Annotated in this window: 19 protein-coding genes; 5 read left to right on the plus strand and 14 right to left on the minus strand. The window is 52.9% G+C overall.

Translation table 11 applies throughout. From position 1 onward, the window contains the following. Positions 1–398: 398 nt before the first annotated feature. A protein-coding gene (locus NMUL_RS15355) for an IS5 family transposase (protein ID WP_148235532.1) occupies positions 399–1156 on the plus strand; the annotation gives its coding sequence in 2 pieces (ribosomal slippage) (positions 399–732 and positions 732–1156; 759 coding nt in all). Here NMUL_RS15355 and NMUL_RS08635 read toward each other — a convergent pair. From NMUL_RS08635 to NMUL_RS15365, 3 genes are all read right to left on the minus strand, one after another. Beyond that, complete coding sequence (locus NMUL_RS08635; RefSeq protein ID WP_336434172.1) at positions 1149–1706, minus strand: TSUP family transporter; 558 nt, start codon at positions 1704–1706, stop codon at positions 1149–1151. The genes NMUL_RS15355 and NMUL_RS08635 overlap by 8 nt on opposite strands. Before the next feature lie 6 nt (positions 1707–1712). Further along, positions 1713–2470, minus strand: a protein-coding gene (locus NMUL_RS15360) for an IS5 family transposase (RefSeq protein ID WP_148235532.1) whose coding sequence is annotated in 2 segments (ribosomal slippage) — positions 1713–2137 and positions 2137–2470 — 759 coding nt in all. Because the reading frame shifts where the segments join, the coding sequence is not laid out codon by codon here. Between the two features lie 36 nt (positions 2471–2506). Continuing rightward, complete coding sequence (locus NMUL_RS15365) at positions 2507–2803, minus strand: TSUP family transporter (RefSeq protein WP_080557683.1); 297 nt, start codon at positions 2801–2803, stop codon at positions 2507–2509. Between the two features lie 465 nt (positions 2804–3268). Between NMUL_RS15365 and NMUL_RS08650 the strand changes: the two genes are divergently transcribed. Continuing rightward, positions 3269–5827 (plus strand): cation-translocating P-type ATPase, encoded by a 2559-nt coding sequence (locus NMUL_RS08650; protein WP_011380969.1) that lies wholly within the window; start codon positions 3269–3271, stop codon positions 5825–5827. 335 nt (positions 5828–6162) lie between these two features. On the opposite strand, the gene NMUL_RS14955 is transcribed toward NMUL_RS08650, so the two are convergent. Further along, positions 6163–6447: a BON domain-containing protein gene (locus NMUL_RS14955; protein WP_238529786.1), complete on the minus strand. Its 285-nt coding sequence runs from the start codon at positions 6445–6447 to the stop codon at positions 6163–6165. Between the two features lie 300 nt (positions 6448–6747). Then, complete coding sequence (locus NMUL_RS08660) at positions 6748–7530, minus strand: TSUP family transporter (protein WP_011380971.1); 783 nt, start codon at positions 7528–7530, stop codon at positions 6748–6750. 198 nt (positions 7531–7728) lie between these two features. Here NMUL_RS08660 and NMUL_RS16170 point away from each other — a divergent pair, with 198 nt between their 5' ends. Together NMUL_RS16170 and NMUL_RS08665 are read left to right on the plus strand one after the other, a co-directional pair. After that, entirely contained in the window at positions 7729–7992 is a 264-nt protein-coding gene (locus tag NMUL_RS16170) for a hypothetical protein (RefSeq protein ID WP_080557684.1), read from the plus strand. 29 nt (positions 7993–8021) lie between these two features. After that, positions 8022–10400 carry an MMPL family transporter gene (locus NMUL_RS08665; RefSeq protein WP_080557685.1) on the plus strand — a complete coding sequence of 793 codons (2379 nt, stop codon included), beginning with the start codon at positions 8022–8024 and terminating at the stop codon, positions 10398–10400. Between the two features lie 206 nt (positions 10401–10606). Here the strand turns inward: NMUL_RS08665 and NMUL_RS08670 are convergent, their stop codons facing one another. The 9 genes from NMUL_RS08670 to atpD form a co-directional block, all read right to left on the minus strand. After that, positions 10607–11539 (minus strand): F0F1 ATP synthase subunit gamma, encoded by a 933-nt coding sequence (locus NMUL_RS08670; RefSeq protein ID WP_011380974.1) that lies wholly within the window; start codon positions 11537–11539, stop codon positions 10607–10609. A gap of 47 nt (positions 11540–11586) precedes the next feature. After that, positions 11587–13122, minus strand: coding sequence for an alternate F1F0 ATPase, F1 subunit alpha (locus NMUL_RS08675; RefSeq protein ID WP_011380975.1), 1536 nt, complete (start codon positions 13120–13122; stop codon positions 11587–11589). A 107-nt stretch (positions 13123–13229) separates the two neighbouring features. Continuing rightward, on the minus strand, positions 13230–14105 hold the full coding sequence (locus NMUL_RS08680) for a F0F1 ATP synthase subunit delta (protein ID WP_011380976.1): 876 nt from the start codon (positions 14103–14105) through the stop codon (positions 13230–13232). A 3-nt stretch (positions 14106–14108) separates the two neighbouring features. Then, entirely contained in the window at positions 14109–14390 is a 282-nt protein-coding gene (locus NMUL_RS08685; RefSeq protein ID WP_011380977.1) for a F0F1 ATP synthase subunit C, read from the minus strand. A gap of 9 nt (positions 14391–14399) precedes the next feature. Next, on the minus strand, positions 14400–15155 hold the full coding sequence (locus tag NMUL_RS08690) for a F0F1 ATP synthase subunit A (protein ID WP_011380978.1): 756 nt from the start codon (positions 15153–15155) through the stop codon (positions 14400–14402). Between the two features lie 5 nt (positions 15156–15160). After that, on the minus strand, positions 15161–15502 hold the full coding sequence (locus NMUL_RS08695) for an N-ATPase subunit AtpR (RefSeq protein WP_011380979.1): 342 nt from the start codon (positions 15500–15502) through the stop codon (positions 15161–15163). Further along, on the minus strand, positions 15499–16032 hold the full coding sequence (locus NMUL_RS15375; RefSeq protein WP_074775386.1) for an AtpZ/AtpI family protein: 534 nt from the start codon (positions 16030–16032) through the stop codon (positions 15499–15501). Before NMUL_RS15375 ends, NMUL_RS08695 begins: the two co-directional genes overlap by 4 nt. After that, positions 16022–16414, minus strand: coding sequence for a F0F1 ATP synthase subunit epsilon (locus tag NMUL_RS08705; RefSeq protein ID WP_011380981.1), 393 nt, complete (start codon positions 16412–16414; stop codon positions 16022–16024). The genes NMUL_RS15375 and NMUL_RS08705 overlap by 11 nt, the downstream gene beginning before the upstream one ends. Before the next feature lie 79 nt (positions 16415–16493). Further along, complete coding sequence (atpD, locus tag NMUL_RS08710) at positions 16494–17906, minus strand: F0F1 ATP synthase subunit beta (RefSeq protein ID WP_011380982.1); 1413 nt, start codon at positions 17904–17906, stop codon at positions 16494–16496. A 680-nt stretch (positions 17907–18586) separates the two neighbouring features. On the opposite strand from atpD, the gene NMUL_RS08720 reads away from it, so the two are divergent. Next, positions 18587–19948 (plus strand): MBL fold metallo-hydrolase RNA specificity domain-containing protein, encoded by a 1362-nt coding sequence (locus NMUL_RS08720; RefSeq protein WP_011380983.1) that lies wholly within the window; start codon positions 18587–18589, stop codon positions 19946–19948. Positions 19949–20182 lie beyond the last annotated feature (234 nt).

Below are 20182 nucleotides of genomic sequence, written 5' to 3' on the forward strand. Positions count from 1 at the left end.
TCTAAAGGGATTTTCTGAAGACCAGGCGATATGACGGCATCGACGGGTTAATCCAAATTGCCCCGTCTGCTGATGCCCTCAGTCGAACTCAATTTTCTTGATCCAACGATCTTGCTCGTCAAAATAATCGACCTCATAGAATATTGTTGTCAAGGTATACACTTTTTCGACAACGATTTTTGCGGCTCCGCCCCGCAAGGATTGAACGTAGTGTTGCCGTTCGATCGAAAGAGACGACAGGGGAACGACCTTTTCGAACTCTAATCCTCTATTGTAATTAAACTCCACCGAATAGATCAACGTCTTCCAGGTCAATCTAGCCTCTAGGTTCAGGACCTATTAATTTCATGATTCACGAATAGGATCAAATGTGATTCACTTATGGCGGAGGTGCTGCCATGAGAGATTTGTTTTACCTGTCGGAAACACAGTTCAACCGTATAAAACCTTATTTTCCCTTGTCCCACGGAGTTCCCCGTGTTGATGATCTGCGGGTGATCAGCGGGATCATCTACGTCATTCGGAATGGCCTGCAATGGAAGGATGCCCCCAGGGAATACGGGCCGCACAAGACACTGTATAACCGTTTCGTGCGCTGGAGCCGACTGGGCGTGTTCAACCGCATCTTTGTGGAACTGACCGGTAAAGAGGAAACGCCCGAGAGGCTGATGATCGACGCCACGCATCTGAAGGCCCACCGCACGGCAGCCAGCCTGCTAAAAAAGGGGATGTTCCCCGCCGTATCGGTCGCACAAAGGGCGGCCTGAACTCGAAGCTTCATGTGGTCTGCGACGGTCAGGGCAAGCCTGTGGCCATGCTCCTGTCCGAAGGGCAGATGAGCGATTACAAGGGAGCACGTGTGCTGCTGCCGTCATTGCCCAAAGCCAAAACCCTGATTGCAGACCGCGGCTATGACGCTGCCTGGTTCCGGGCAGCGTTGCGTGCCAAAGGCATGACGCCCTGCATACCGACAAAAAGGAATCGCAAAATCCAGATCAAATACGACAAGACCCTCTACAGGCAAAGGCACAGGATCGAGAACATGTTCGCTCGGCTCAAGGACTGGCGCAGGATCGCCATGCGTTACGACCGCTGTGCCCATACCTTCTTCTCTGCCATCTGTATCGCCGCAACTGTCATCTTCTATCTCAATTAATGAGTCCTGAGCCTAGTTCTTCAGCCAAAAAAATCACTCTAAGATGGGGATCATTTGCAAGTTTGATATGAACAATTGCGCTGTTTAGCATCAATACGCCAGAGATCACCATGGCGCTGTAGCCAACCCGCATGAATAGTCCTCTAGATACCCTGGGCAAGACGAATTTCATGAAGCCAGAGGATAGAATGGCGGCTAGCGCAACTATCAGGCCGAGTCCTATGGTTTTTAGCTGAAACAAACCCAATGCCGCATAAAGATAAAGCTTGATTAAATGCAATAAGACTTCATTCGCAGCACGGGTTGCAATAATTTCATGGCTGCCCAGACCGTAGCGAAAATAAAAACGGTTAAACAGGACCCCCACGGCACCGGTCAAACCAGAAATAAAGCCCGCCAAAAAACCGACCATTCTGAGCTGCCATGGTGGAACAGGAAACAATACGACGTGCTTTTGCTCCTGTTTTCTAAAAAGCCAGGGAAGATTAGAGATAAGAAACAAGCTCATGCACAACTCCAGATACATCGGCTCCAGATAACTTAGGCTCAGGACTCATTAATTGAGATAGAAGATGACAGTTGCGGCGATACAGATGGCAGAGAAGAAGGTATGGGCACAGCGGTCGTAACGCATGGCGATCCTGCGCCAGTCCTTGAGCCGAGCGAACATGTTCTCGATCCTGTGCCTTTGCCTGTAGAGGGTCTTGTCGTATTTGATCTGGATTTTGCGATTCCTTTTTGTCGGTATGCAGGGCGTCATGCCTTTGGCACGCAACGCTGCCCGGAACCAGGCAGCGTCATAGCCGCGGTCTGCAATCAGGGTTTTGGCTTTGGGCAATGACGGCAGCAGCACACGTGCTCCCTTGTAATCGCTCATCTGCCCTTCGGACAGGAGCATGGCCACAGGCTTGCCCTGACCGTCGCAGACCACATGAAGCTTCGAGTTCAGGCCGCCCTTTGTGCGACCGATACGGCGGGGAACATCCCCTTTTTTAGCAGGCTGGCTGCCGTGCGGTGGGCCTTCAGATGCGTGGCGTCGATCATCAGCCTCTCGGGCGTTTCCTCTTTACCGGTCAGTTCCACAAAGATGCGGTTGAACACGCCCAGTCGGCTCCAGCGCACGAAACGGTTATACAGTGTCTTGTGCGGCCCGTATTCCCTGGGGGCATCCTTCCATTGCAGGCCATTCCGAATGACGTAGATGATCCCGCTGATCACCCGCAGATCATCAACACGGGGAACTCCGTGGGACAAGGGAAAATAAGGTTTTATACGGTTGAACTGTGTTTCCGACAGGTAAAACAAATCTCTCATGGCAGCACCTCCGCCATAAGTGAATCACATTTGATCCTATTCGTGAATCATGAAATTAATAGGTCCTGAACCTAGCATTTTTACGCCTAAAATCACTCCTACCATAGCTGTTGGCAGAAACAATTTAGCCATATCCCAACGAATGGCTTTGAAAAATATCCAGATTCTGGAAAATGAGCTTGTTACGGCTCCAAGAGTAAGTGCTGCTGGAACTTGATTTACCGGAAGAGAATAGCCAAGGATGGGAATCAATAATAATCCGGCGCCTCCTCCACAAAATGCGCTAAGTGAAAATGCCAGAAAGGCGGCGAGAAAGAGGTAGAGATACAACATGATAGTGAAAGAAGCCGGTAAAGAAGCAGGCTGGACTTAAGCTAAGTTTAGTACGATCATCCAATTACGGCCGGGAGGCTTATCTGCAGCTGCTGGAGTTGCCCCTATGAAACCGGACAGGATGCGGTTAGTGTTAGTAATTGACCGCGGGATGAATAGTCATGGGGATTTCATCTCCAGCCCTTTATGAGATACTCATTGTAATCCTCGAACCCCTGGTCAAACTGTGACATGACGGTTTTTACATGGAGGACCATCAATGCACATGGACATAATCCCTTTTAAGGGTTTCACGAAGATTCGCCATTGGCGCATACAGTTCTGGCCCTCTCGGACTTGGAGCAGCTTATCGATGGCTAAGCTGATCGTTCGTGAGCGGTGGGACCAATAGCTTGCAGATTCTCCGCGCACTTCCGGGCAGGGTGCTAGCCTTAATATCACATAATTTCGCTCGTTATCCTTCGTATGGACAAGCCACCTGAAGTTGATCCGCTGGCCGGCTTGACTCATGATGAAGCATCCCGGCGCCTCGCCGAGAATGGATATAACGAACTTCCTTCAGCAAAGCCGCGCAACGTGCTCGCCATCGCAATTTCAGTGGCGCGTGAGCCCATGTTCATGCTTCTGGTCGCCTGCGGCACAATCTATCTGCTCTTGGGAAGCAAGCAGGAGGCCCTGATGCTGCTTGGCTTCGTATTCGTTGTCATGGGCATCACTTTTGTTCAGGAGCGCAAGACCGAAAGGGCGCTGGGGGCGCTGCGCGATCTTTCCAGTCCTCGCGCGCTGGTTATCCGCGGAGGAAAGCAAGAGCGCATTCCCGGCCGTGAGGTTGTTCGTGGCGATCTCATCATCTTGTCTGAGGGAGATCGTGTTCCAGCGGACGCCATTCTTCTGGAATCTGCTCACATGTCCGTCGATGAATCGGTCCTCACCGGTGAATCTGTCCCGGTGCGCAAACGGGTAAATGATGGCCATCCTCGGGAAATCGGCGCGCCGGGCGGGAATGACTTGCCATTTATCTTTTCCAGCACGCTTGTCGTGCAGGGAAAAGGAGTGGCGGTGGTAATCCGGACAGGCACTGACACCTCTATTGGCCAGATCGGCAAGGCGCTCGCGACCATAGAGCAGAAACCAACCCGCTTGCAAAGCGAGGTCGCGCGGGTAGTGAAGCAAGTATCCGGAATCGGTTTCGCGCTGGCGGGCATTGTTGCGCTTTGGTATGGAGCCACTCGAGGGGACTGGCTGAATGGCTTTCTCGCCGGGTTGACGCTCGCAATGGCGCTTCTTCCCGAGGAATTGCCTGTTGTCCTCACGGTCTTCTTGGGATTGGGCGCATGGCGCATCTCGAAGGAAAAAGTGCTGACTCGGCAAATTCCCGCAATCGAAATGCTCGGGGCGGCGACCGTGCTTTGTGTTGACAAGACAGGGACTCTCACCCAAAACCGGATGGCGGTTGCACGGATATTCAGCGCAGGCCAGGTCTTCGATGCCGCGGGAAAAGATCCATTTGCTCTGCCAGAAAAATTCCATGAAACCCTTGAATTCGCCGTTCTGGCAAGCCACCGGGATCCGTTTGACCCGATGGAGATCGCAATCCGCTACTCCGGACACGAGTTGCTGGCGGATACCGAGCATTTGCATGGAGATTGGCAGTTGATGAGCGAATATCCCCTCTCGCATGGCTTACTGGCCATGTCCCGCGTCTGGCAGTCTCCTGATCAGGTGAACTATATCGTTGCCGCCAAGGGATCGCCCGAAGCGATCATCGACCTGTGCCATCTTGATGCGGATTCTGCGCAAGGAATTGTCATTCAGGTCAATGACTTGGCTGATCAGGGCTTGCGCGTGCTGGGAGTAGCCAAGGCTGAATTCAACGAGCAGCGGCTGCCTGATCTCCAGCATGATTTCCCGTTTCAGTTCCTCGGTCTGATTGCCTTGGCGGATCCTATCCGCCTGCAGGTTCCTGCTGCAATCGAGGAAAGCCGGGCTGCGGGGTTGAGGGTCGTAATGATTACCGGGGATTACCCGGCTACGGCAATGTATATTGGGCGGCAGATCGGCATTCAATCGCCCGAAAACGCGATCTCGGGGTCGATGCTGGAGAGCCTGAGCGATGCCGAGCTTCAGGAGCGTATCCGGTCGGTAAATATCTTCTGCCGAGTCGTGCCCGAACAAAAGCTTCGCATCGTGGATGCATTCAAGGCGAGTGGCGAAGTCGTGGTCATGACGGGTGATGGAGTCAATGATGCGCCCGCACTGAAGTCGGCGGACATTGGTATTGCCATGGGGAAGCGGGGGACGGACGTCGCGCGCGAGTCTGCCGCGCTGGTGCTGCTAAATGACGATTTTTCTTCAATCGTCTCGGCAGTGAGACTTGGACGACGGATTTTCGACAATCTGCAAAAGGCCAGCGCTTTCATCATTGCGGTCCACCTCCCGATCGTTGGTCTGTCTGTCATTCCCGTGATAATGGGCTTGCCCGTAATTCTTATGCCCGTGCATATTCTATTCCTGGAATTGATCATCGACCCGGCATGCTCCATCGTTTTCGAGGCAGAGCGCGAGGAGGCGGATATCATGCGGCGACCTCCGCGATCACCGGATACCCCGCTTTTCGATCGTGAACTGTTGGTCCTGGGATTTGGGCAGGGCTTGGTTCTGCTTTTGATCGTACAGGCAATATTCAGCTTTGCGCTCTACCGCGGGCTCGGAGCCGATGAGGCGCGAGCAATAACTTTCGTGACTCTGGTCTTGGCCAGCCTGGGTCTGATTTTTACAAACCGGTCTCGATCAAGATCGGCATTTGCCTCCCTTCAATCGCGGAATACGGCTCTTTGGTGGGTGACAGGAGGAGCAATGGGCGGCCTCGGGCTGGTTATCTTCGTTCCGGCACTAAGCGAGTTGTTCTCTTTTGGCAGGCTACAGCTTGCGGAGGTCGCATTTTGCCTTTTTGCCGGCTTGGCAACATTCGGTCTATTTGAAACCATGAAGCTGATCCGGGCACACAAGCAAGTATCTGCGTGATCCGGAATATCTGGCGGTATGGGGGATGGGCGCGGGAAGCTTAGCCCAGCGAATGAGGAATTTTTGCATGCGAAAAAATGAAGGGACTAGAGCTCTTTACAGTAGCCAGAACACTGGATCCCCGTTCCCAAAACTGGATACCCGTTCCCAAACTTAGGCGGCAGGTCGCCAGGGGTTTCCAATCCGCCCCCTATAGCGCTGCCTCGACCAAAAGTAATGCAAAGGGCAATGCCTGCACCCATGGGAAAGGGCTGGTTACATATCATCCCTCTCCTCCTTCATATTTAGAGGCATTAATCCAACATATGCAATACGGAGAACAATCTCAGAATGCACTAATACTGCCACCTGAATTGCATCTCATCTTTCACCTCTTTTACCCCTTCCACCCTGCGCGCGACTTCGATTGCTTTTTCCATGATAAGTATAGAGCTTACTGCGCCTGTCAACCTGACCTTTCCCTGGCAGGTTTCAATGGCGACCTCTTCGCCCTTGAGCGACGGTTCGTTGTAAATTGCCTCTTTCACCCGGGCCGTAATGGCGCCATCAATGTTGCCGTCCCTTTCAGTGGCATTCATTCCTTCGCCGGGCTTGCGCGTACCCATCTCTGCAGTTGCCATTGAGCAACAAGGAGACACGGTCATTAGAATGACAAAGAAGAGCAACATAAGGCCGTTGAGCATGTTGAGTAAGGCAAGCGGGTGCACTCTTATAATATAGGCCAACATGACGTTATTGCATTTCCCACGCTTTTTCGGGAAATACCTTGCATGATGACCTGCGAGATGAGCCAGATTTGCTGGGATACGTGCTAACGGCTGCTTTCGCTCGATGGTATCAATATCTAAAGAGTGGACTCAGAAAGCGGAAAATAAGGTGGCGCGGTTCAAATCGGTCGCAAAGTTTCTGAGAATGGGGGGTTAGACCAGGCCAGACACGAGTCCAGCTCCAATCGCTAACATCGCTACAGCTACAATGAGTCGTACAGTATGCAAGGTGACTTTCTCCAACACACGCTTGCCCAGGAATGCTCCGACGAAGGCGCAGACCGATCCGACGATAATCGGCGTGACCGTTGCCTGTATCTCTTCGAAATGCGTTGCAATGACAGCGGCCCCATACACTACAAGTCGCGCCGCATCAACAATAACGGCAGAAACAACTCCGGTGGCAACAAACGCTTCTTTCGATAGACCTGCTTTCAATAGGAAGGCAGAGCGCAAAGCTCCCTGATTACCCGATAAGCCGCCGAAGAATCCGGAAAGCGCGCCGCCGACGGGCAACCAGCGCGGCCGAAATGCCAGGGCCTGAAAGCGGGGCCAAAGCTCCAGTAGAGCGAAGATCACGATCAGAACCCCGATGACGACCTTGACGACGGTGACCTCGAAGGTCGATCCGCCGAGCATGTAGCGCGTAATGACCGGTAAGCGGTCGAATAGATTGAGAACGAATGCCCCAGCTATTGCGGCTACTGCGGCAGGCACGCTGAACCGCGCCACCACCCCCCAATCGGCCTGCTTGGCCATCAGTCCAAATTTGAAGAGATTGGTGGCAAAATGCACAACGGCTGTGGCTGCTATTGCCAGCGGCACAGGAAAGAATAGCGCGAACACTGGCATCAGGATCGTTCCGAGCCCGAATCCGGAGAAGAACGTCAGTGCGGAAGTGAGCAGTGCCATCACGCCTATGAGAACGAGTTCCATGTGAGTGCTTTATCAAATAATCGGATTTCTCCCGAGGCGATTCCGGGCAACCAAGTTGTTTAGAGCTATTCTGCAGGGCATGCAATACTCATTCGGGAAGGAAACGGCGCCGTATCCCCCGGCTCCTTTGGCTGAATCTTTTCTGACACCACCGTTTTCATGAGCATATTATTAGTGGGGGAGGTCGGCCCTACTTTTATGAATATGACGAGAACCCGCATTTACACCTTCTGGCGAAACTCGACTCTGGGCCATCCGATTACGGTCCTGACAATACTGGTTGTGCTCGCTACCCTGGCCTTTCAATACACTTTTGTCCATTTACGCATAAACACCGACACTGCGAAACTGGTCGCGCCGGATGCGCCTTTTCAGCAATACAGCCGCTCTTATGAGGAAGCCTTTTCACAGGATTTGCACACGCTTTTGCTGGTGGTTGAATCGGAGATACACCCGAATTAACCAAATCCGCCAGTAAAAGATTACTGCGCCTGCTCCGCGACAACACGGATCATTTCAATTCGGCCTATATCCCCTACGACAACGAATTTTTTCGTCAGAACGGGTTGCTTTATCTCGATACTGGTGAACTGGAGAGCTTATCCAACAGCTTGTCACTCGCCCAGCCGTTCATCGGCAGAATTGCCCAGGAAACCAATCTAACCGGTTTTTTTTCTATTTTAGAGGATGCGCTAAAGTCCGGAGACACGACTCGTGCTGCAATCATTGATCTAACCCCGCTAACCGATAAAGTCACACGGGTTTTAGATAAAGTACTCAGTGGCGAAAATGCTTTGCTCTCCTGGGAATCGATGATTTCCGAGAAGAAAACGCACTCCAGCAAGGAGTTTATTATTGTCTCGCCTAAATTCGATTACTCACATATCCGTCCTGCGAAAAATGCGATTGAATCCATCAACAAAGCTATTGCCAGCATTCAGGATCCCTATCTCCCCGCTGTCAAGGTGTGGGTGACTGGCGAAGCTGCCCTTGAAGATGATGAACTGGCAGGCATTAGTACCGGCACTTTTAACGCCAGTATTTTCTCGGTTGTACTGGTGTTGTTTATTTTAGTAATTGCCTACCGTTCCATTTTGCTGACAGTAGCCACGTTGATAACTCTAGCCTTAGGAGTAATTTTTTGCGGGGCATTCGCCGCCTTTTCCGTAGCAGAATTAAATCTGATTTCACTCGCATTTGCAGTAACCAATGTCGGCTTGGGCGTGGAATATGCGATCCACTTCTGCTTACGCTATCGGGATAAGCTGAATCGCCACCGTAAAGAACGTGCACTACGTATGACTTTAATGACCATAGCTCCCTCACTTCTATTGGCCGCCGGTACTACATCCATCGGACTTTATGCTTTTATACCGACCGATTATAAAGGCATCGCCGAGCTTGGTCTGCTGGCAGGAACAAGCCTGTTTATTTCCCTGTTAGTTACGCTGATTGCCTTGCCGGCATTATTAAAACTTTTGCCAGCACCGGCAAAATTCCGATCGGCAAAAGCTCCTCATTCTCCTTCGGAGCTTTCAAAGAAACTGGCGACTTTGCCGCTTCAATACGCCAAACCGATTTCCCTTATGACACTTGTTGTTTCCCTGATCTCCGGCGTGTTGGCATTCAATGTAAAAACGGACTTTAATCCGATTAATATTCGCGATCCTGATACCGAATCTGTTGTCGCTTTCAAAAAATTAATGGAGGACGAGGAAACCACTCCGCTGACCTTGGCTGTCCTGAGCAGGGATGAAAGCAGCACCAAAATCTTGCAACAGAAGCTTTCGGCATTACCTTCGGTTGATAAAACTGTCAGCCTTTTTGACCTTCAACCCGCTGATCAGGACAGAAAATTGGCCTTGATCGAAGAAATGGGACTGATGCTTGGTGCAGAAGTAGAGAACTTCCCCCAGCTCAAAGCGCATAGTGATCCAGCTCCGCAGATCACCCGCTTGATTGGAACTATCGACACCATCCTGCCTGAAAAATCCAATATGGAGGAGCGTGCTTCACTCACACGCTTAAAAAAGGAATTGCAGGATATTTTGATCGAGCTTGATACACGGTACCAACCCAGCCGGGAGATGTTCATTGAAAAAATCCAGACCGCACTGCTCGGCACGCTGCCGGCTGTGATGAACGATCTATCAGTCAGCTTGAAAGCCAGAACAATCACGCTATCTGACCTGCCCCCTGATATCAGGGATAAATGGCTGAGCAGGGACGGTTTGTATCGCATCCAGATCTTTCCGAAAAAAGACCTGAACGATTTAGCCAGTCTGGAAGAATTCATCACGGAAGTGCAATCAATCACTCCCGAAACCACCGACTTACCCATCATCTACTGGGAATCCATGAGAGAGGTTACCAAGGCTTTTCAGAAAGCTGTTTTAATCGCCCTGGTTGCCATCGCACTGCTACTGCTCGCTATCCGGCGCAGCATGCTGGATACCGCCCTGATCATGACGCCGCTCGTACTAGCCGGACTTTTTACCCTGGCAAGCGCAACGATCACCGGCACCGCCATTAACTTTGCCAACATCATCGCCCTGCCGCTGTTACTAGGGTTAGGAGTTGACAACGGCATTCACATGCTGGTAAAGCTGCGCCATTCGCTTGCGGAAGCTCGCGATATCTACCAATCCAGCACTGCTAGAGCCATATTTTATGGGGCTCTTACCACTTCCTCCGGTTTTGGGGGATTGGCGTTCTCCCCGCATCCGGGCATTGCCAGTATGGGTTTGATTATTACTATAGGCATATTCTGGATTATGGTATGTACGTTTATTATTCTTCCCGCACTTGGCAAATTGGTGTTAAAGGACAGAAAAGATGCAATACGTTTTCAATCCCGCTTGGCAGGATAGAGCGCGCATACTTCAAGCTTTCTAGAACAGGCACAACGTCCATCTGCAAGCCTGCCCATCCACTGCACCGCTGAATATCGGAGCTACGTCACCTTATTCGATTAGCCTCCCATGCAGAGATAGAGTGTGAGTTAACCGATCTGTCACGCACTGTCACGACACTGAATGGTAGCGATCTAAAATGCTTCTTGACTGGGAGGCAGGGCCTATTTTGCTTCTCCCCTTGCCGCTTCGACCCCGGCGATGACATCGAAGAGTTCCTCATCGATTCTACTCTGGCGCAACCGGTTGAAGGTCTTCTGAAGCTCTGTACTTAGCTCATCGATATTTTTTTCTGCGCGCTCCATTGCAGTAAGCCGACTTGCATTCTCGCTGGCTAACGATTCGGCGCAAGCGAGAAACAGCGAAGCAAAAAGGTATTCCCGGATGAGTGCATGCAACGTCACAATATTTCCTCCCACCATCTCCGGCAGATTCCGTGCCGGCCAGGGCAGCTGGAGCAATTCCCGACGCCAGCTTTCATCCAAGGGCAGCAGCCGCTGGTGGAAAGGCTCGTATGTCAAGCCGGAGCGGTAAGCGTTATAGAACAGATAAAACGTGTTCATCTCATTCCCGCCTTTCCCTTCGGCTCCTTCCACATTTACGCCCTCGCTCAAGGCCGGCGCCAGAATACGCAGCAGGATCTCCCCCGTCAACGGGATAATGCTCTTGATGGACAACGGGACAGCGAAAACTTCCGCGACGGAAATGCCAAGATCTACCAGTCGATCCTGCACACGCTCGCCCACAGCCCAGATTTTTTTCCTGCCCGGCAATAAGGCCAAAGTCTGCGCAGCATGCAACGCTATGGACTCGTTGAACTGGCCCACTAGCCCATGGTCAGTACCAAGCACGATTACACCCGTTACGCCACGGTTCGCTCCTGTTTTCGCCGCCACATGCCGGGCTGGCGGGGTACCGGCACGAAAGCAAGCACTCAAGCCAAGCTGCACCGAGCGGTAGTAATCCTTCAGCGCGAGAGTGGATTTCTCATACTGCCCAATGTTGGCCGCAGCTAGCGCCTTCATGGTGCTTACCACTGACCTCAGATCTTTCACACCCTCGATCTTGCGGCGTATGCTGGCAGTGGTATCGCTCATGATCTCTGTTCCAATTCAACAGCGGTTGCAGCTTCCACCACTTGCGCTTAGGCTTTCGCATGTGCTGAGCCTAACCCATCCAGCGCAGTGCTTGCATGCCACAAAAGTGCATGGCGATCTGCATCGTTCAGGCTTTCGTTGGCTTCCATACGTGCAAGCAGTTCGGGAGGTATATTCAACACTACTGCCCTCACCGCCCGCTCCGCCTCCCCCATGTTTTCCAGCGGTACCTCGTCGAATAGTTTTGCGGTCAATGCCAGCAGCAGAATGATCTGCTCTGAGACGGAAACCGGGCTGGACTCTGGCTGCTGCAAACAGGCACGAATACGCCGGCCATGCTCGATAACGGTACGGGTACGCTCATCGAGGCGTCCCCCGAAGCGTGTAAATGTTTCCAGTTCGCTGAACTGGGAATAATCCAGCCTCAGCTCGCCGGTAGCGGCCCGGTACACAGGCCGCTGCGCCTTGCCTCCCACCCGCGAAACCGATTTGCCAACGTCGATGGCGGGCAGTATTCCAAGTTGAAACAATGTGGGTGAAAGGTAAATCTGCCCGTCGGTAATCGAGATCAGATTGGTTGGAATATATGCTGCGATGTCCTCCGCTTCTGTTTCTACGATCGGCAAGGCGGTCAGGGAACCGCCGCCGAGTTCGGGGCGCAGATGCGTAGCGCGCTCCAGCAAGCGTGAGTGGATGTAAAAGATGTCTCCGGGATAGGCTTCGCGTCCAGGGGGGCGCCGCATCAGCAGCGAAAGTTCACGGTAGGCGCGAGCGTGGTGCGAAAGGTCATCGTAAACGATCAAAACGTCCCGGCCCTGCTCCATGAAGTATTCTCCGATAGCAGTCGCGGCATAGGGGGCAACATAGATCAGCCCCGGCGGGTCATTGCCTTCGGTTACTACCACAACTGTATAGCTCAGAGCGTCATTTTCCTGCAGCGCAGCCACTACCTTGGCAACACTCGATGCTTGCTGCCCGATGGCGCAGTAGATGCACACCACGTTCTCGTCTTTCTGATTCAGTATGGTGTCGAGTGCTATAGCGCTCTTGCCCGTCTGCCGGTCGCCCAGTATCAGTTCGCGCTGCCCCCGCCCTACAGGAATCAGTGCATCGATGACCTTGATGCCCGTCTGAAGCGGCACTGTGACAGGAGCCCGATCCATAATCTGGGGAGCGGGACGTTCGATTGGCATACGGCGCGAGGATATTACCGGAGCTTCGCCATCGAGCGCCCGGCCCAGCGGATTGACTATCCTTCCGATCAACGCGTCGCCCACCGGCACATCCATTACGTGTCCCCTGCGCTCCACTTCATCTCCTGCACGCAGGTGAGAATGATCACCCAGCAGGATCACCCCGATTTCCTCTTCTTCGATATTAAATGCAATGCCATAGCCGCCGGGAAACTTGAGCACCTCCTCGAAGCACGTGCCGGGAAGGCCGGAAACCTTCGCTATGCCAGTACCAATGCTCTTAATTACCCCGATCTCCTTCAGCATGAGTCGGGGAGTCACGATTTTCCGCGCGAGAGCAATCCGGGAAAAAGCGCCATCAAAAACGTCTCGCAATCGATCTTGATTCACGCTAGCCGCCACCTACTCTGCCAGGATCAATTGAGTTGCTGCCTACTAGCGCCCCGTGTGACATTCGTGCAGTCTCGATTGACAAGGGTCGTCCGTCTTTACTTCCCTCATAATGCCGCAGTCGAGGATTTCGCCTCTCCTTCTCCCACAGCACCTTTGGCGTTGAGAAGCCGGCTTACTTCCTCCTCCAGGGAGGCAAGGTATCCGGCTACGCTCCATGCCACCTTGTGTCCGCCAGCAATCATTTCGATCCCGCTGATAAGATTTGGCTCAACCCCAAAGTTGAACCGTACTTCTTCCTTGAGTGTTTCTCTGATGACTGTAGAAATTTTTTCCTGCTGCTCTGCTGGCAATTCGAATGCGCTGCGAACCAGAATAACTGCAATCCCACTCGGGCTACCTTGCCCGACAATAGGGGGGAAAACCTGGAAGGTGGCAGAATGTCCAGATTCCACCCCCCCGGCCTGCAGCGCCACAGCTAATTGAGCCTTTTCCTCCGGGCCCAAGGTACGCAGGCGTCGGATGAATGCCTCAGTCATGTGGATTTCAAGAGTAGTGCCGGCAAGATCGGCCAGTACCTTGCGAGTGATAGCGAGCACTTCTGCACATGTGCGCCGCTCGATCGCATCATGCAGGACTTGGTACTCTCTTTGCTGAGCTTCATTTCTACTGATACGGATCCTGTCCGCATCCGCATGCGCGGCCTCCATCAGCCGCTGCCGCTCCGCGCGCACCTCGTCGGTGACAGTGGTCAAGAGAACTTCCCGGCGCTGGTCAAATTCCTCATTTTTTTGCCGGAACCGATGGAGCTCTGCTTCCGCCTCGCGCTGCTTCCCCGTAGCGGCCGCCAACTCGGATGCAATGCGATTTTCGCGCTCATCCAGTGCGTCGAGAATAGGGCGGTAAAAAAATCGCTTCAACAACCATACCAGGATGAGAAAGTTGACGATCTGCGCGACAACTGTGAACCCGTCGATCAGCACAAATTATTTTCCGACACCATGAGCAATCACGTGATCCCAGAAAGGATTGGCGAAGATAAGGATCATGGAGACCACGAAACAATATATAGCGAGGGATTCTATTATGGCCAGTCCCACGAACAGCGTACGCGCGATTGTTCCGGCCACGTCGGGCTGTTGCGCCAGCGAGGTGAGTGCCGTAGCCACTGCCTTTCCTTCACCCAGCGCGGGCCCGATCACGCCAATACTGATAGTCAGACCAGCCGTCAGGATGGATATGATTGCGATTAGGGTAATGCTGTCCATGCTTGCTCCTTAGGGTTTATGTTTGCAGATTTTCCCACCAGCTGCGCATGCGCTTTTGGCGTCTTCACCACCTTCATCATCTGATGCTCCCGCATTTTCCCCATTATCGGAAGTTGCGGCCGCGATGTAGACCGTGGCCAGGATGCTGAAGATATAAGCTTGCACGCCACCTATCAACAGGTGGAGGACTCCCATGACCACGGGGAAAATAAAGGGTGTGATGATCAGCATGATAGCGAGGATCATGGTCCCGCTCATCATGTTGCCGAACAGCCGCACGGCAAGAGCCAGCGTGCGTGTGAACTCCCCCAGGATATTGAACGGGAGCAAGAGCGGCACCGGCTTGAGATAGGACTGCAAATAGCGGCGCAGGCCTTGCTCCCTGATTCCATAAAACGGGACAGCAACGAATACGCAGATCGCCAGTGCAACAGTTGTGGAAAGCGATCCGGTCGGGGGCTCGTAACCGGGAAAGACGGCAAAAAGGTTTGCCACGGCGACAAAGACAAACAGAGTCCCCAGAAATGGAAGGTAGGTGCGCGGCTGGCGAAGGCCTACCTCGCTGATCTGTTTTTGTATCGTAATAATGATGACTTCCAGCAGATTTTGCCATCGGGAGCGTTCCTCTCCGCGAGACAGTCGCTTAGTAATAGTCTTCGATCCGACCGCAAGCAACAGCATCAGCAGCCATGTGTAAATGATGGTGCCGTTAAGTTTCACGAAACCATATTCCCAGAAGATGAGCTGATCGGGGCTAATATGCATAACTGCTAATGCTCTCCGGCGGATATCGCACTTCCTCCCGGTCGCCCCATTCGGACCAGCGATGGGGATAACGGCGTGGGCAGAAATTGGGTTGCCACTACTCTCGCTATGATGAACCCCACCACGGCGGCAAACAGGATTTTCTTGCCGGGGGCAGCCAGTTCCAGCAAAAAATAAAATCCGGCAGTGACAATACAGGTACGCAACAGCATGCTACCGACAAACCATGTTCCAGGGCGAGGAGAAGCAATGCTACGGCGTACTGTCCACCACAGTCCACCGAAAAAAAATGCCCCAAGCAGCACTCCCCCGACCAGTGCCAGTAGCAGACTCATAATTTCATTCATCCCTCTCCTTGTTCATTTTCCGTGATTTTTCTGTTCGCTTTGTTTACACCATCCTGCTTGCCCATCTCCCTGGTTGCGTCACTGGTTTCATTTTTGGACTTGCTGCCTCTTTCCTGCGCTGCGACTTCCTGACTCTCCTTCCTGCGAGTGAGCTGCTCTTCCCGCACTATCCAGCGCCAAGCATTCAGGCACCCCACGAGCAACCCAGCAAACAGCAGCGTGAGAGTCCAGGAATACCCCCCTGGAAACCGCCGATCCAGCCAGATGCCCAAGGCAACCCCCAGAACAGTCGGCACACTTATCCCCCAACCGACTAGTCCGATCATGCCCAGCCCTGCCCAAACCATTTCGGTATTCCGGTTCCCAGCCCGTCTCGCCCGTAGCTTGCGCGCCGCTTTCACCTTTATCCGTCGGCTGAATTCCGCCTCCCTTTTCTCCTTTCCTTCCCGTTCTTCCCTTTTGCCCCGCAATCCTGCTGGCACTTTCATGCCCGATTTTTCTCCTGTTGCCTCCTCCGGCTCATCTTTCATGATGAAGCTCGATGAAGCGCCGGATCAAGCCACTTTCCATTTTTGCCATTGTCCGCCGGATGCTCTTGGCCCGCTCATCGAGGTTCAGGAACTCCCTGTCCACAGTCTCATGCAAGACAGCCAGGTTGGTCCCCTCAACGGCGTTGCGCACCGATACTGTTACCTGAGCACTGACCTTTACCAGAATGCCCTCGTCCACCGCCACATAAATCTCACCTTCGCTCCTGGTTTCGAATATCAGGATGCCGGGAACCAAAGCGGCCACGCAATCGAGACGGTGGGGCAGCAGCCCAAGCGATCCATCAACGGTTTCGACGACAATGCGGTCCACCCTGGCCTTTTCCATAAAGACACTAAAGGGCAGTAGTATCTTAAGGTCCATTCCCCTGGCTCATGCAGGTCATGTAGTCCTCCGGTCCGGCCTGAAGTTTGGAGGCGACCGGCGTGAGATCCTTCTCCACTCATGAGGAGGCATTTTTCGCGCTTCCCCCCGGTTCTGCCTCGCTTGCCTTGCCAATCATGTAAAGCGCCTGCTCCGGAAGATCCCTGTATTCATCACGCAGAATGCGCTCACACCCGTCCAGCGCATCCTCCAGGCTGACCAGCTTCCCCTTGATCCCGGTAAAATGTTCAGTGGTAAAAAACGGCTGAGTAAAGAATCGCTCCAGCCTCCTCGCACGCGCAACGAGGGCGCGATCTTCTGGCGACAGCTGCTCCAGCCCCAGCATGGCGATGACGTCCTTAAGCTCCGTGTATTGCGCCAGAGTATGCCTGGTTTCCTGAGCTATTCGGTAATGCCTCTCGCCGATCACGCTTGGCGTCGCCATTTTTGCCCCGGATTGTAGTGGATCGATAGCGGGATAAAGGCCTTCGCTTGCACGTTTACGCGAAAGCACGATCGACGCGGAAAAATGTGAAAAGGCATGAACTGCAGCTGGATCGGAAAAATCATCGGCTGGAACATACACCGCCTGTATTGATGTGATCGCCCCGTTATCAGTGTGAGCGATGCGTTCCTCAAGTTGAGCCAGTTCGGTGCCCATCGTTGGCTGATAACCCATGCGCGAAGGCATTTGGCCCATCAGGCCCGAAACCTCCATACCGGCTTGGATGAAGCGGTAAATATTGTCCACCAGCAGCAGCACATCCCGATGCTCGTCGTCGCGAAAATACTCTGCCATGGTCAGGGCGGCGTGCGCGACGCGAAAGCGTGCTCCTGGAGGCTCGTTCATCTGGCCGAATACCATTACCATGTTTTCCAGCACGCCTGCCGCCATTATGTCGCGATAGAGCTCCTCCCCTTCGCGGCAGCGTTCACCAATGCCGCAGAAGATGCTGACCCCCCTATGCCGCCCCGCCACATTGTGGATCATTTCTGTAAGCAGTATGGTTTTACCCACGCCAGCCCCACCCAGGAGGCCCGCTTTGCCACCCCGCTCCAAGGGCATCAGCACATCAATGATCTTGATACCGGTTTCGAATATTTCAGAGCGGGTAGAACGTCGCACCAGTGGCGGAGGAGAATGATGCACCGTGCGCCATTGCGCATCGCATGGCGGCGGCTTGCGGTCAATGACCTCGCCAAACACGTCGAACATGCGCGATAGCGTTGCCCTGCCAACTGGAGCGCGCAGCGGGCCCCCCGTATCTTTTACCAGCATGCCTCGGGCCAGCCCCTGAGTCGGTGTGAGCGCAATGCCTCGAACGCGGTGCGCGTCCAGCTGTGACAGGATTTCAATTACAATTTCTCCCGCCTTTCCCGTGCGCACCAGAGACCTGATGGAGGGAGGCCGGTTTGCAAAGCGGATATCAACGATTCCTCCGCGTACGGCAGCAACGATCCCAATCCCTAAATCAGGGGCTGCAGCGTCCATGTTTCCACGTTGAAATTTACTCCTATTTCACAAAGCATGGAATCGAGCACGGTCTATATGTCCTATTATCATATTAGCGTACCTCGCAGGACTTGAGCCAGCCAACTTTCTTCCAGGTATGGGTTGCAGCACTCAGTGCATGAGATTCTCTTCAATATAGGCCAGTCGAGAGGCAACTGTTTTCTTGCCGGCCATGATCGTATTGGGGATCATCAATTCAACGGGCATCGCTCGTCTCGACATGCTCTTCATAAGAACCCACTTGCTTTAGTTTCTGTTCAAACGTTCCACTGCTGCAATACATGAGTTTGCGTTTGCTTCCCACTTTGAATGCCATCTCCAGCGACTATAGGCTTTTCTTTTGATCGCGCGTTAAGCAATACTTGCGGGTCTGCTTGCAGGGTAAAGAGAAGCCTTACACCTAGCGCTTGAGCCAGCGCCGAGCTTTCTGCCTTTGACAAGGAAATACGGGTGCTGAAAGGATGAACGTTGCAGGCTGGAAGGGAAAGTAACGTAAGAGTCAAGCAAACCGTTGAGCGGCTCGGGGCAGTAGCCTTGCAACCGGGTTTGTCACAAAGGTGTAGCGTATTCTTCCATAAACTCTTACTCTTGCTCATCCGCTCTCTCCTGCGAGGCGGGAGCAATATTTCAAAGGGAAAACAATTGACAAAAAAACTGGTATGACGCAGCTTCAATTCCTCGGAGCAACCGGAACGGTCACCGGATCTAAGTATCTGCTTCAGCATGAAGCAGCAAATATACTTATTGATTGCGGCCTGTTTCAAGGCTACAAGCAACTTCGCTTGCGTAACTGGAAAGCGTTGCCATTCGATGCCAAAAAGATCAACGCTGTCGTTCTCACGCATGCGCACATTGATCATAGCGGCTATCTGCCCCTGCTGGCAAAGAACGGGTTTACCGCTCCGGTTTACTGCACCACTGCTACACGTGACCTATGCGAAATCCTGCTTCCTGATAGTGGCCAATTACAGGAGGAAGAGGCGGAATATGCGAATCGGCATGGCTTTTCAAAGCATAAACCCGCTGCTCCCTTATATACCCGCGCTGACGCTGAACGTTGCTTGCGTTTATTCAAGCCCATCGATTTCGATGAAGAAATTGCTGTAGCCGATGATTTGTCGTTGCGTTTGCGCCCTTCCGGCCATATTCTGGGTGCGGCATTGGCATGCCTTAACACTGCTCGATCGTCGATTGTTTTTTCAGGTGATCTTGGGCGGCAAAATGATCTGATCATGCCGGCTCCAGCTTCAGTCGGAGGCGCGGATTACCTGGTGGTAGAGTCGACTTACGGTAACCGGTCCCATAATCCCTCTGATCCGCAGGATATGCTTGCGGATGTAATTAACCGGACGGTGCAACGTGGTGGTGTCGTCGTTATTCCCACCTTCGCGGTAGGCCGCGCGCAAAGCCTGCTGTATTACCTTTATCTATTGAAAAAGGCAGGCACTATTCCCCCGGAATTGCCTGTTTTTCTGAATAGCCCCATGGCAGTAGACGCGACTGAGATATTTCGCAACCACTTGGATGAGCATCGCTTATCTACTGCGGAATGCGAAGCGATGTGCCGAATGTCCCACATAATCACCAGTGGATTGGAATCCAAGAGGTTGAATAACCGCCCAGGTCCCATGGTAATTCTGGCCGGGAGCGGCATGGCCACCGGCGGACGAGTAGTGCACCACCTCAAGGCGTTTGCTCCGGATCCGCGCAACACCATTTTATTTTCCGGTTTCCAGGCAGGCGGCACGCGCGGTGCGTCCATGCTGCAGGGGGCAGAACAGGTGAAGATTCATGGGCAATATGTGCCCATACGAGCGGAAATTGCGCTGATCGATAATATATCCGCACACGCCGACGCAAATGAGATCATGATTTGGTTAAAACAATTTAAAACAGCACCACAACGGACTTTTGTCACCCATGGGGAACCTGCTGCAGCGGACGCACTGCGGCTTCGCATACAGGAAGAACTCCAGTGGGATGCGTATGTGCCCGACTACCTGGAGATTGCTCCGTTTTAAACTCAATCTTGGATGCAGCAAGTATTGTTATGCCTTGAATACTAAGCGCCAGGACACAGGTGACAAATCATCTGGGAGGTAGTGTTTTATTCCAGTCAGGAATGGTTGAGCTGTCACGCCTGTTCGGGCTTAAAAGCTTCAATCTGTACAGCTCCTTGATGGCTCATTTAAACGTCAGGCCTGATCTCTCCCTTGTTTTTCTTATGGCCTCATCTATAAATGATAATGGATGGG

It is taken from the genome of Nitrosospira multiformis ATCC 25196 (assembly GCF_000196355.1).
GTDB classification, from domain to species: domain Bacteria; phylum Pseudomonadota; class Gammaproteobacteria; order Burkholderiales; family Nitrosomonadaceae; genus Nitrosospira; species Nitrosospira multiformis.